General features: G+C 59.3%; 13 protein-coding genes and 1 pseudogene. 4 read left to right on the forward strand and 10 right to left on the reverse strand.

Going from position 1 to position 12,699, the window contains the following annotated elements:
• Positions 1-133 (forward strand): annotated as a pseudogene (locus PMI18_RS31590) (MFS transporter); the annotation flags it as partial.
• Here PMI18_RS31590 and yiaY read toward each other — a convergent pair.
• Entirely contained in the window at positions 130-1,278 is a 1,149-nt protein-coding gene (yiaY, locus tag PMI18_RS08845; protein ID WP_007903741.1) for an L-threonine dehydrogenase, read from the reverse strand. The pseudogene PMI18_RS31590 and the gene yiaY sit on opposite strands and share 4 nt — an antisense overlap.
• 156 nt (positions 1,279-1,434) lie before the next feature.
• On the opposite strand from yiaY, the gene PMI18_RS08840 reads away from it, so the two are divergent.
• Positions 1,435-2,454 (forward strand): DUF4917 family protein, encoded by a 1,020-nt coding sequence (locus tag PMI18_RS08840; RefSeq protein WP_007903742.1) that lies wholly within the window; start codon positions 1,435-1,437, stop codon positions 2,452-2,454.
• A 65-nt stretch (positions 2,455-2,519) separates the two neighbouring features.
• Here PMI18_RS08840 and PMI18_RS08835 read toward each other — a convergent pair whose 3' ends face one another.
• The 5 genes from PMI18_RS08835 to PMI18_RS08815 all read right to left on the reverse strand — a co-directional run bounded on the left by PMI18_RS08835 (position 2,520) and on the right by PMI18_RS08815 (position 5,291).
• Positions 2,520-3,041, reverse strand: a complete 522-nt coding sequence (locus PMI18_RS08835; RefSeq protein WP_007903743.1) for a hypothetical protein — start codon at positions 3,039-3,041, stop codon at positions 2,520-2,522.
• Positions 3,041-3,685, reverse strand: coding sequence for a hypothetical protein (locus PMI18_RS08830; RefSeq protein WP_007903744.1), 645 nt, complete (start codon positions 3,683-3,685; stop codon positions 3,041-3,043). The genes PMI18_RS08835 and PMI18_RS08830 overlap by 1 nt, the downstream gene beginning before the upstream one ends.
• Positions 3,686-3,843: 158 nt before the next feature.
• Entirely contained in the window at positions 3,844-4,188 is a 345-nt protein-coding gene (locus tag PMI18_RS08825; protein ID WP_007903754.1) for a YegP family protein, read from the reverse strand.
• Between the two features lie 201 nt (positions 4,189-4,389).
• On the reverse strand, positions 4,390-4,695 hold the full coding sequence (locus PMI18_RS08820) for a ribbon-helix-helix domain-containing protein (RefSeq protein WP_007903755.1): 306 nt from the start codon (positions 4,693-4,695) through the stop codon (positions 4,390-4,392).
• A gap of 14 nt (positions 4,696-4,709) precedes the next feature.
• Positions 4,710-5,291, reverse strand: coding sequence for a DJ-1/PfpI family protein (locus PMI18_RS08815; RefSeq protein ID WP_007903756.1), 582 nt, complete (start codon positions 5,289-5,291; stop codon positions 4,710-4,712).
• Positions 5,292-5,594: 303 nt separating this feature from the next.
• Here PMI18_RS08815 and PMI18_RS08810 point away from each other — a divergent pair, with 303 nt between their 5' ends.
• Entirely contained in the window at positions 5,595-6,485 is an 891-nt protein-coding gene (locus PMI18_RS08810; RefSeq protein WP_033036732.1) for a DMT family transporter, read from the forward strand.
• Positions 6,486-6,618: 133 nt separating this feature from the next.
• Here the strand turns inward: PMI18_RS08810 and PMI18_RS08805 are convergent, their stop codons facing one another.
• From PMI18_RS08805 to PMI18_RS08790, 4 genes are all read right to left on the reverse strand, one after another.
• Complete coding sequence (locus tag PMI18_RS08805; protein ID WP_007903762.1) at positions 6,619-7,833, reverse strand: class I SAM-dependent methyltransferase; 1,215 nt, start codon at positions 7,831-7,833, stop codon at positions 6,619-6,621.
• A gap of 259 nt (positions 7,834-8,092) precedes the next feature.
• Positions 8,093-8,710 (reverse strand): TPM domain-containing protein, encoded by a 618-nt coding sequence (locus PMI18_RS08800; RefSeq protein ID WP_007903764.1) that lies wholly within the window; start codon positions 8,708-8,710, stop codon positions 8,093-8,095.
• 46 nt (positions 8,711-8,756) lie between these two features.
• On the reverse strand, positions 8,757-9,506 hold the full coding sequence (locus PMI18_RS08795; RefSeq protein ID WP_007903777.1) for a TPM domain-containing protein: 750 nt from the start codon (positions 9,504-9,506) through the stop codon (positions 8,757-8,759).
• Between the two features lie 43 nt (positions 9,507-9,549).
• Positions 9,550-10,161, reverse strand: a complete 612-nt coding sequence (locus tag PMI18_RS08790) for a LemA family protein (protein WP_007903778.1) — start codon at positions 10,159-10,161, stop codon at positions 9,550-9,552.
• Positions 10,162-10,399: 238 nt separating this feature from the next.
• Between PMI18_RS08790 and bglX the strand changes: the two genes are divergently transcribed.
• On the forward strand, positions 10,400-12,691 hold the full coding sequence (gene bglX / locus PMI18_RS08785) for a beta-glucosidase BglX (RefSeq protein ID WP_007903779.1): 2,292 nt from the start codon (positions 10,400-10,402) through the stop codon (positions 12,689-12,691).
• Positions 12,692-12,699 lie beyond the last annotated feature (8 nt).

Below are 12,699 nucleotides of genomic sequence, written 5' to 3' on the forward strand. Positions count from 1 at the left end.
GCCCGCCATTATCGGCGGTATCGCCAGCCTGATAGCGAGCCAGCAGGCATGGCCATTGTCGCTGCTATGCACTTTGCTGGCCGTGGGCGCGCTGCTTTGCGTAGTGCTCGCGCCCGGCCGTCGAACCACTTAGAACGCGCTGCGGAAAATCTCCTCGATCTGCCGCTGATCCGCCTTCCGTGGATTGGTCAGTCCACAGGCGTCTTTCATGGCATTGCCGGCAAGCACCGGGATGTCGTTGAGCCTGGCACCGAGCTCACGTAAGCCGGCGGGAATTTCCACGTCCCTGGCCAGAGTGCGAATGGCCGCAATCGCTGCCTGAGCGCCCTCCTCGGGGCTGAACCCGCGAATGTCGGCGCCCATCGCGCGGGCAACATCAGTCAGGCGGTCGGCGCAGACCAGCGCGTTGAAACTTTGCACATGAGGCAGCAACACCGCATTGCACACACCATGGGGCAAGTCGTAGAACCCACCTAGCTGGTGAGCCATCGCGTGAACATAGCCAAGGGACGCATTGTTGAACGCCATGCCGGCGAGGAACTGCGCGTAAGCCATGTTTTCCCGCGCGATCATGTCACTGCCGTCGCGTACGGCCAGGCGCAGGTTATTGCTGATCAAGGTGATGGCTTTCAGCGCACAGGCATCGGTAATCGGGTTGGCCGCCGTGGAGACGTAGGCTTCGATGGCGTGGGTCAGTGCGTCCATGCCGGTGGCGGCAGTCAGGCCCTTGGGCATGGCGACCATCAGCGCCGGATCGTTGACTGACAGCAGCGGCGTGACGTTGCGATCGACGATGGCCATTTTCACGTGACGCGATTCATCGGTGATGATGCAAAAACGGGTCATCTCGCTGGCAGTGCCGGCGGTGGTGTTGATCGCGATCAGCGGCAGTTGCGGTTTGGTCGACTGATCGACACCTTCGTAGTCACGAATCGTCCCACCGTTTGTGGCGCACAAGGCGATGCCCTTGGCGCAGTCGTGAGGCGAGCCGCCGCCCAGCGACACCACGAAATCACAGCGACTTTCCTTGAGCAGACCCAGGCCAAGTTCGACGTTGGCAATGCTCGGATTCGGCTTCGCGCCGTCGAAGATCACCGAGTCGATGTCCTGCAACGCCAGTTTCTCGGCAATCATCGACGCCACGCCAGCCTTGGCCAGCCCGGCGTCGGTGACGATCAGCGCCTTGCGAAAACCATACTTGCGAATGGCGTCCATAGCTTCGTCCAGGCAACCGGTGCCCATGATGTTCACAGCGGGGATGAAAAAAGTACTGCTCATGCGCGAGTCTCCTGGCTGAAGCCGAATCAACAGCACCGATCCGGCGGGTGCGCACAGGATCGACCCATTAGTTGTGCGGTAACTTGATCTGGCTCAAGTCCGGGTCGTGATAAAGTCGCCGTCCATCAGACCTTTTGCTTTGAGACAACGAACGCAATGACCGATTTCCAGGATGTCGATGCCCAACTTGAAGACTGGAACGCCTTGCGCACCACCGCCTCTTTCGGCGGCCTGCTGGTGGGTAACGGTGCCAGTCGTGCGGTATGGGACGACTTCGGCTATGACTCGCTGTTCGAAAACGCCCGCACTGTCGAAGAGAAGCCTCTGAGCCAATCCGAATTGAGCGTGTTCGACGCGATGCAAACGCGCAGTTTCGAGCAAGTGCTTGGGGCGCTGAAAACCACCAGCCGGGTCAACAAGGCGTTGGCCGTCAGCTCTGCCGCGCCGCGCAATCGCTATTACGCGATCAAGGAAGCGCTGATCAACACTGTGCATGCGGTGCACATCCCTTGGCGGTTGGTGGTGCCCTCGACGCTGGCGACGATCAATCAGGAACTGGGCAGCTATCGAACGGTGTTCACCACCAATTACGACTTGCTCAACTACTGGGCGATCCAGCACCGGCCTGACGTTGTTAGCGATCTGTTCCAGGGCACCGAGCCGCGCTTTGATTTGAGCCTGACCGCGACAGACAAAACCCGTCTGCTGTACCTGCACGGTGGCCTGCATCTGGTGCGCAATCAGGATGGCACGGCGCGTAAATTGATGTCGACCGAGGGAACGTTGCTGGGCAGTTTCGCCATCAACAATACAATCAAGACCCTCGACGACGTGCCGCTGTTCGTCAACGAAGGTCCGACCCAGGACAAGCTCAAGACCATCCGCAGCTCCGATTACCTGTCGTTCTGCTATGACCAGTTACTGGACCATGGCGATGGGCTGTGCATCTTCGGGCATGCCCTTGGCGAGCAGGACAGCCACATCATTCATGCCTTGCGCCAGGCGAAACCGAAGACAGTGGCGATCTCGATTTACCCGCGCAGCAAGGCGTTCATCCAGCATCAGAAGCGGCATTACACGAAGGTGTTTGAGGGGACGGGAGTGGAGCTGCGGTTTTTTGACTCGAAGACGCATGCGCTGGGTAGTCCGAAGCTGACTGTACCGGTCGAGGTTTAGGTCAAGATCAAAAGATCGCAGCCTTCGGCAGCTCCGATGTCGGAGGCTGCGATCTTTTTTATCGGTTAAATGCCCGCTGCGTTCTTTAAAGCTTCGCGCCGGAACGGCTGATCCTTCAGCACCTGAGCGATAAAGGTGTCTGCAATCAACTGCACATGCTCGAACTGTCCTCCGGATGCATTGAACGCACCGCGCCAGGACTTGGTCTGGTTATGGACCGTGTAGACACCCAGCACCTCTGTGCCATGGCTGAGGCTAAAGATCAGCGTACTGTCCCAACTCACTGGCACCGGAACCAGAAACAGCGTGAAGGCGCTCAGAAACATCTGTGGCTGCAACGCGCCGACATCGCTGTTGGCAATGACCAGCACGTTGTAACCGTCAGCGCTTCGACCGGCCTTGACCTCGTCGAACGTACCGCGACGGCGCAGTTCGTCCCGCAGCATCCAGCTTGGGAGCCCCATAACACTGACATTGATCACCGGTAGTTGCTGGTTGTAATCAACCTCAGGGGCTTTAAGTGTATGGGTTGCCTGACAGCCACCGAGCAGCAGGGTCAGCCACAGAAACAGTGCTTTGGTGCGCATTAAAGTTTTCCTGAGAGCATGGATTTGTAAACGGAGGAGCTCGCTCCATCCTCTTCGCGGATGAACGGCGTTGCCGAATAAAGGTTTGGCAGGTCCAGCCGTTGCAGTCCTGGTACTTGGGGATATTTCGCCCGCACCAACGCTGAGTCACGCTCAAGGTGGTCGCTGTGCAAAAAGAGGCAAGTGGATTGTCCAGGCGTCACGCAGCCCGCACGGAAATCACCGATGTAGTAAGCCTTGCCGGCTTCTAATTGAAACGGAATGGTGAAATCTTCCCGGCTCCAGGACACCGAGGAACCACGATCGAAGCGCAGGTTATAGAGCTCATAACGCCCGGGTTTGAGCGGCATGACAAACAGTGTGCCGATTCCGTGCCCTGTCTCGCGCACATCCCGCGGTGTGCGAGCATAAAACTCATTGTGCAAACGCGCCGTGGCAAAGTTGTCGCTGCCTCGCTGGCGAATCATCAGCATTTGTTCCTGTGCGGTATTGACCGCCTTGGGCCAGATACCGACAACACCCACCACATAAGCCACGCCTGAGCCGGCGTTGGGCGTGAGTTCTTCGTCGATGTGAATCGGGGACATGCTGTGACAACCCGCCAGGCACAGAAGCAATGTCAGTAGAGCAAAAACGCGGATCATGGAAGAAAACCCTCTTCAGTGAATATTTGAAGACGTCACGAAAGAGGGCTTGCAGAACCACTTCCATGTAATGGACGCGGAGAATAATGGAAATGATGGCACTTGGCCAGAATTCGGTCGCCAATGATCTGGCGACCTTTGATGGAAAGTATTTTCGATCAGAGCACCGGCAAGGTCTTGTCCTTGATCATCGTGGTCGGACCGTTGGCTTTAACGCTGGCGATGCCTTTATCCCTCGCGGCATCCGATGAGTAGGATTCGCTGCTGCCGATGATCTGATGGTTGGCAGCCTTGAGGTTGAAGTAAGGATGACCATCCTTGGTGGTTTTTTTCTCGTAGCGTTCGTCCAGCGGACTGTTGGCCTGAACCGAGGCGATACCGCCGTCGGCCGCGCCGCGCGTGGTGTACAGCTCGCTGGTCAGAATGGTTTCGGCATTGGCCGCTTTCAATACAAACTTGAACTGACCGTTGCTGGTCTTGCTCACTTCGTACCATCCAGACATGCTTTTTCTCCTTGGCGATTGAGAGGTTTCGCGCTTCAGAGTAAAGACCAAGTCAGGATTTCTGTCGCCTGTGCCGACCCCTTCGCGGGCAAGCCTCGCTCCCACAGGTTTTGTGCCGAACGCAAAAATTCGCGGTCAACCGAAATCCTGTGGGAGCTAGGCTTGCCCGCGAAGGCGTCCTCAAAATTGATACAAACCGCTCTATTTCACCGCAGCCCGCACCACCGACAACTCAGGTGTCTGCACCCGACGCTGGCTCAGATAGCGCATACAACTCACTCGCAAGAACGAGGCGAAATTCACCACTTCGCCGCGGTAGTCCATCACCTCTTCATACAGCTTGGCGATCAACTGATTGGTGGTCATGCCGTCGACCTCGGCGATTTCGCTGAGGATGTCCCAGAACTGATTCTCCAGCCGCAGGGTGGTGACCACCCCGCAGATGCGCAGCGAGCGGGAGCGCGACTCGTAGAGAATCGGATCGGCCTTGACGTAGAGCTCGCACATGGACAGGTCCCTCGTTACAGCGTGATTTTGGTGCCCAGCAACCCAAGGAAACCGGCCAGCCAGCTCGGGTGCGCCGGCCAGGCCGGTGCAGTGGCCAGATTGCCTTGAACGTGACCTTGCGTCACCGGGATATCGATGAACGTGCCGCCAGCCAGGCGCACTTCCGGAGCACATGCCGGATAGGCGCTGCACTCGCGACCTTCAAGAATGCCTGCTGCGGCCAACAGTTGCGCACCGTGACACACGGCGGCGATCGGTTTGCCTGCCTTGTCGAACGCTCGCACCAGGTCCAGGACTTTTTCGTTCAGGCGCAGGTACTCCGGCGCACGACCGCCCGGCACCAACAGCGCGTCGTAGTCCGCGGCGGCTACCTTGGCGAAATCGAAGTTCAGGGCAAACAGGTGACCGGGTTTTTCGCTGTAGGTCTGGTCGCCTTCGAAGTCATGGATTGCCGTGCGCACAGTCTGGCCGGCGGTTTTGTCCGGGCAAACGGCGTGTACCGTGTGGCCGACCATCAGCAGCGCCTGGAACGGCACCATCACTTCGTAGTCTTCGACGTAATCGCCGACCAGCATCAGAATTTTTTTAGCCGCCATGGGGAGGACTCCTCTGGAAAATGCGTGGGCATGCAGGAGTATTCAAGGTAGTCCTTATCCGGCGGGGTGGGTAATAACCAGTTACTACCTGATGGACCACGTTATCGTTCTTCGCGGGCAAGCCTCGCTCCTACAGGTTTTGCATCGACCGCAAGAACGGTACAAGACCTGTAGGAGCGAGGCTTGCCCGCGAAGGCGTCCGCAAACTGTACGGATAACTCTGCGCCTATCTGTAACAGAGCAACGCCTGCGGTTTATGGCTAGATGATGACTCTTCCCGCCACCCTGATTCTGGTTGCCATCATGTCCTCGCGCGAAAACACCGGTATGGCCCTCGGCCTGCTCGGCGTTGTTATCTTCAGCCTGACCCTGCCCTTCACCCGGATCGTCGTGCAGGAACTTCATCCGCTGCTCAACGGCCTGGGCCGTGCGCTGTTTGCGGCCATTCCGGCAGCGCTTTTATTGCTGTGGCACCGTGAAAAATGGCCCACCTGGAAACAGGTCAAAGGCCTGACGCTGGTGATCGCGGGGGTCATCCTTGGTTTCCCGGTGCTGTCGGCCTGGGCCATGCAGACGTTGCCCGCCTCTCATGGCGCACTGGTCAACGGCTTGCAACCGCTGTGCGTGGCGCTGTATGCCGCGTGGCTGTCCCATGAGCGTCCGTCGAAAGCCTTCTGGGCCTGCGCCGCGTTGGGCAGCGCGCTGGTGCTCGGTTATGCGCTGATCAGCGGCGCCGGCAGTATTCAGGCCGGTGATTTGCTGATGCTCGGCGCGATTGCCGTAGGTGGGTTGGGTTATGCCGAAGGCGGCCGGCTGGCCAGGGAGATGGGTGGCTGGCAGGTGATCTGCTGGGCGCTGGTGCTGTCGACGCCGCTGCTGATCGGTCCAGTGGTGTATCTGGCGCTGCAACACCAGGGCGAGATTTCGGCCAAGACCTGGTGGGCCTTCGGTTACGTCTCGCTGTTTTCACAGTTCATCGGGTTCTTTGCCTGGTACGCGGGGCTGGCCATGGGCGGCATTGCCCGGGTCAGCCAGATCCAGTTGCTGCAGATCTTCTTCACGATCGCGTTTTCGGCGTTGTTCTTCGGTGAGCACGTCGAGCCGATTACCTGGCTGTTTGCCGCCGGAGTGATCGTGACGGTGATGCTGGGGCGCAAGACGGCGGTGCAACCCGCGCGTGTTGCCACGACCTAATCCTGTAGGAGCCAGCGGTGCGGCGATCCGACTTGCCGGCGAAGGCGTCCTCACAATCGCCTTCGCCGGCAAGCCTGGCTCCTACAGAATTAGCGGCGACCGACGTCCCGCAACCGTCGTCCCACAGCAGCGATCAGAGGTAGCCGTCGGCCCGCAGCAGGGTTTCCAGGCAATGTTCGCTGATGTGGTAGAAATCCTTCAGTTCCTGGATTTTCACCAACAGCTGAGCCGGGTCCACTGGCTCGGCGCGTTTGACCGCCAGGATCATCTTGTTCTTGTTGGTGTGGTCCAGTGAGATGAACTCAAAAACCTTGGTCTCATAACCGCAGGCTTCCAGAAACAACGCACGCAAACTGTCAGTGACCATTTCCGCCTGCTGGCCCAGGTGCAGACCGTATTGCAACATCGGCTTGAGCAGCGCCGGGCTCTGGATCTGCAGGCGGATCTGTTTGTGGCAGCACGGCGAGCACATGATGATCGAAGCGCCGGAACGAATGCCGGTGTGAATCGCATAGTCGGTGGCGATGTCGCAGGCATGCAGCGCGATCATCACGTCCAGCTCGCTCGGCGCGACGCTGCGCACGTCACCGCATTTGAACACCAGCCCCGGATGCTCCAGCTTCGCCGCCGCGCTGTTGCACAGGTTGACCATGTCTTCGCGCAGCTCGACGCCGGTCACCTCGCCCTCGGCCTTCAACGTGTTGCGCAGGTAGTCGTGGATCGCGAACGTCAGGTAGCCCTTACCCGAACCGAAATCCGCCACCCGCACGGGTTTGTCCAGCGCCAGCGGCGACGATGTCAGCGCATGGCTGAAGACTTCGATGAACTTGTTGATCTGCTTCCACTTGCGCGACATCGCCGGGATCAGCTCATGCTGTGCGTTGGTCACGCCGAGGTCTTTGAGGAACGGCCGGCTCAGGTCGAGGAAACGGTTCTTCTCGCGGTTGTGCTCGGCGGACGGCACTTCGCGCAATTGCTGAGGTTTGCTCTTGAACAGCGAAGATTTGCCCTTTTTGCTGTATTCGAGCTGGGCTTCGTCGGTCAATGACAGCAAATGCGCATTTTTGAACGATGCGGGCAACAGCGCGGCAATAGTTGCCACGCCTTCCGTAATCGGCAGGTTCTTGGTTATGTCGCGGGTCTTGTAGCGGTAGACGAAGGACAGGCACTGCTGATCCTTGACCGTCAGTTGCTTGATGATCAGCCGCTGCAAATCCGCCTCGGTACCAACGTACTTGGCCAGCACCAGTTTGATGAAAGCGTTCTGATCGAGGCTGGCTTGCAGCAGATCGATAAACTGGGCGTGATGATCCGGCGCGAGGCTGGCGGGAGTGGCGGTGACAGACATGGAAAAAACGGCCTCGGGCGGTGCGAATCGGGGAATGGTGGGTATTTTAGGGGGGATGGAGTTCAGGAACACTGTTATTTGCCAAACGGCAAATATTCTGTGGCGAGGGAGCTTGCTCCCGCTCGGCTGCGCAGCAGTCGCAAAGCAGACAACGTGGTTTATCTGATGGAGTGCGTTTACCGATTTTGGGGCCGCTTCGCAGCCCAGCGGGAGCAAGCTCCCTCGCCACAAAAGCTGCCGAAGGCTGCGATCTTTTGATTTAGCTCAACACCACCAACCGATTCGGCAACTCATTGCGCACATGAGTCACCGGCACATGCACTTTGAGCAACTCGCCGCACGCCTCGATGCACGTCACAAACCCTTGCAACGTCTGCCCCTGTTTCACCTGTTGCGTAAACGCCGCCACTATCGCGTCCCAGTTCTTGTTGTCCAGCCGTTTGGAAATGCCTTCATCCACCAGAATCTCCACATAGCGCTCGGCCTCGGAGACAAAAATCAGCATGCCGGTGCTGCCCACGGTGTGGTGCAGGTTTTGCTCCAGGAACTGCCGGCGCGCCAGGTTCGACGCCCGCCAGTGACGCACCGAGCGCGGGATCAGGCGCGTGGTGACTTTAGGGATCCGGAACACCAGGCACAACACGATGAAGCTGAGCCATTGCACCAGCAACAGGCTGTGCATGGTCAGCCAGCCCGTGAGGTAATGCACGATACCCGGCACCACCAGCGCCAGCAGACTGGCCCAGAGCAGCGGGATGTACGCGTAATCGTCGGCGCGGGCCGCAAGCACCGTCACCAGTTCGGCATCGGTATCGCGCTCGACCCGGGCAATCGCCTCGGCGACTTTGCGTTGTTCGTGTTCAGTCAGTAATGCCATGTTTATGAATGCCTGCTCGCTATTGTTGTTTTTACCTGCAGTGTTATCACCAGCCGCCCGACGAGCCGCCGCCCCCGAAACTGCCCCCGCCGCCGCTGAACCCCCCGCCGCCACCGCCGCCGAAACCTCCGCCGCCGAAACCGCCTCCCGAGCCGCCACGGCCTCCGCCGCTTGGCAGAATACCGAACATCTGGCCGATGAAGATCGTCAGGATAAACAGCAACACCAGGAACACGAACAACCCCGGATGCCGCCCAACGAAATCACTCTCCTGATCACCACGCGTTTCATACACCGTCGACGGTTCGTCCAGCGGATTGCCGCCCAGCACCACCAGCATCGCCGCGACGCCATCGCTGATGCCTTTACTGAAGTTGCCGGCCTTGAACGCGGGCGTGATCACCTGATGGATGATCACCGAACTCTGCGCATCGGTCAGGCGCCCTTCCAGGCCATAACCGACTTCGATCCGCAGCTTGCGCTCGTCTCGCGCAACGATCAGCAGCGCGCCGTTGTTCTTGTCCTTCTGGCCGATGCCCCAGTAACGTCCCAGCTGATAACCGAAATCCGCGATGTCGGTGCCCTGCAAGTCCGGCAACGTAACCACCACCAACTGCTCGCCGGTGGTTTTTTCATGGGCGTTGAGCTGCTGCGTCAGTTGCTCGCGCACGGCAGGCTCGATCATCTGGGCGTTGTCCACCACCCGCCCGGTCAATTCCGGGAACTTCAACTCGGCCTGGGCCGTCAGGGCAAACACCCAGAACAGCAGCACCAGGCTCACTTTCAACACGCGCATTGGCAACCTCATCCTTGGTGACGCTTCAAGCCCGTTCCGGCGCTTACTGGAACTTCACTTCAGGCGCTTTCTCGGCATCGGGGCTGGTCGCCTCGAAGGTTTCGCGGATCGGCAGATCGCTATACATCACGGTGTGCCACAGGCGACCGGGAAAGGTGCGGATCTCGGTATTGTATTTCTGCACCGCCAGGATGAAGTCGCGACGCGCCACGGCGATACGGTTCTCGGTGCCTTCAAGTTGCGATTGCAGCGCCAGGAAGTTCTGGTTGGCCTTAAGGTCCGGGTAGCGCTCGGACACCACCATCAACCGACTCAGCGCGCCGGTCAGCTGATTCTGCGCCTGCTCGTACTGTTTGAGTTTTTCCGGATTGTCCAGCGTGCTGGCATCCACCTGAATCGACGTGGCCTTGGCCCGGGCTTCGATCACCGCGGTCAGGGTTTCTTGCTCGTGCCGGGCATAACCCTTGACCGTTTCCACCAGGTTGGGAATCAGGTCGGCGCGACGCTGGTACTGGTTCTGCACCTGGCCCCAGGCGCCCTTGGCCTGTTCGTCGAGGGTAGGGATATTGTTGATGCCGCAGCCGGCCAGCAGTGTTGTCAGCAACATCAAGGCTGCAACCTGCAGGCTCGACCGATAGTGATGTCGTACTTTCATCTGGTTGATGCTCCCTTGCACATTCCGTTGATGAAACAACCTGCGAACTTTGAACCCGGCTCTTGGGGCATAATCTGCGCCGCTACTGGATTGCAACGAGCCAATGGGCTAAAAGATGGCCCAGCGCTGACACACTGCACAAGTGTGTCTGCATTTACCTGAACAACAATAGTCGCTCCCTAAATTTTGGCTGACCGGCGCGCATTCACTGCCGTTTAGGCTTTCGAGAAAACTATTCATGAAGAAGCTGTGTTTGCTGGGCCTGTTCGTCAGCCTGGCCAGTCATACCGTATTGGCCGCCACGACGCCCGCACCTATAGAGAACAAGGACGCCTTCATCAGCCAACTGATGAAGCAAATGACCCTCGATGAAAAGATCGGCCAATTACGCCTGATCAGCATCGGTCCGGAAATGCCGCGGGAGATGATCCGCAAGGAGATCGCCGCCGGCAATATCGGCGGCACCTTCAACTCGATCACCCGCGCCGAAAACCGTCCGATGCAGGATGCGGCCATGCGCAGCCGGTTGAAGATCCCGATGTTCTTCGCCTATGACGTGATCCACGGCCACCGCACCATTTTCCCGATTCCGCTGGCCCTGGCCTCGAGCTGGGACATGGACGCCATTGGTCGCTCCGGGCGCATCGCCGCCAAGGAAGCGGCGGCTGACAGCCTCGACATCACCTTCGCGCCGATGGTCGACATCTCCCGCGACCCACGCTGGGGCCGCACGTCCGAAGGCTTCGGCGAAGACACCTACCTGGTTTCGCGGATCGCCGGCGTAATGGTCAAAGCCTTCCAGGGCACCGGTGCGAACGCGGCCGACAGCATCATGGCCAGCGTCAAGCATTTTGCCTTGTACGGCGCGGTCGAGGGCGGTCGCGACTACAACGTCGTCGACATGAGCCCGGTCAAGATGTACCAGGATTACCTGCCACCGTACCGCGCCGCCATCGACGCCGGTGCCGGCGGGGTGATGGTTGCGCTGAACTCGATCAACGGCGTGCCGGCCACCGCCAACACCTGGTTGATGAACGACCTGCTACGCAAGGAATGGGGCTTCAAGGGCCTGGCGGTCAGCGACCACGGGGCGATTTTCGAACTGATCAAGCACGGCGTCGCCGCTGACGGTCGCGAAGCCGCGAAGCTGGCGATCAAGGCCGGCATCGACATGAGCATGAACGACACCCTCTATGGCAAGGAATTGCCAGGGCTGTTGAAGGCCGGTGAGATCGAACAGAAAGACATCGACAATGCCGTACGTGAAGTGCTCGCCGCCAAGTACGACATGGGCCTGTTCAAAGACCCGTACCTGCGCATCGGCAAGGCCGAGGATGACCCGGCCGACACCTACGCCGAAAGCCGTCTGCACCGCGCCGAAGCCCGTGATGTGGCGCGTCGCAGCCTGGTGTTGCTGAAGAACCAGGGCGACACCCTGCCGCTGAAGAAAACCGCAAAAATCGCTCTGGTCGGTCCACTGGCCAAGGCGCCGATCGACATGATGGGCAGCTGGGCTGCCGCTGGCCGGCCGGCGCAATCGGTAACCCTGTTCGACGGTATGACCCACGCTCTCGGCGCGCAGTCGACGCTGATCTACGCCCGTGGCGCAAACATCACCAGCGACAAGAAAATCCTCGATTACCTGAACTTCCTCAACTTCGACGCGCCAGAAGTGGTGGATGACCCGCGTCCGGCCAACGTGTTGATCGATGAAGCGGTGAAAGCCGCGCAACAGGCCGATGTAGTGGTGGCAGCGGTGGGCGAATCCCGTGGCATGTCCCACGAATCGTCGAGTCGTACCGACCTGAACATTCCGGCCAACCAGCGCGAGTTGATCAGGGCTTTGAAAGCCACCGGCAAACCGCTGGTGCTGGTATTGATGAACGGCCGTCCGCTGTCGATTCTCGAAGAGAAAGAGCAGGCTGACGCGATTCTGGAAACCTGGTTCAGCGGCACCGAAGGCGGCAACGCCATTGCTGACGTGCTGTTCGGCGACTACAACCCGTCGGGCAAACTGCCGATCAGCGTCCCGCGCTCGGTGGGTCAGATTCCGACCTACTACAACCACCTGAGCATTGGCCGGCCGTTCACTCCGGGCAAACCGGGCAACTACACCTCGCAGTATTTCGAAGACACCACCGGGCCGCTGTTCCCGTTCGGCTTCGGCCTGAGCTACACCCAGTTCAGCCTGACCGACATGGCCCTGTCTTCGACCACACTGAACAAGACCGGCAAGCTCGACGCCAGTGTCGTGGTGAAGAACACCGGCAAGCGTGACGGCGAAACCGTGGTGCAGCTGTACATCCAGGACGTGACCGGTTCGATGATCCGTCCGGTCAAGGAACTGAAGAACTTCCAGAAAGTACTGGTCAAGGCCGGCGAACAGAAAGTCGTGCACTTCACCATCACCGAGGATGACCTGAAGTTCTACAACGCCCAGCTCAAGTACGCCGCGGAACCGGGCAAGTTCAACGTGCAGATCGGCCTGGACTCCCAGGACGTGACGCAGCAGAGCTTTGAGTTGCTGTAATCCCTGCA

The organism is Pseudomonas sp. GM102 (assembly GCF_000282555.1).
GTDB lineage: Bacteria > Pseudomonadota > Gammaproteobacteria > Pseudomonadales > Pseudomonadaceae > Aquipseudomonas.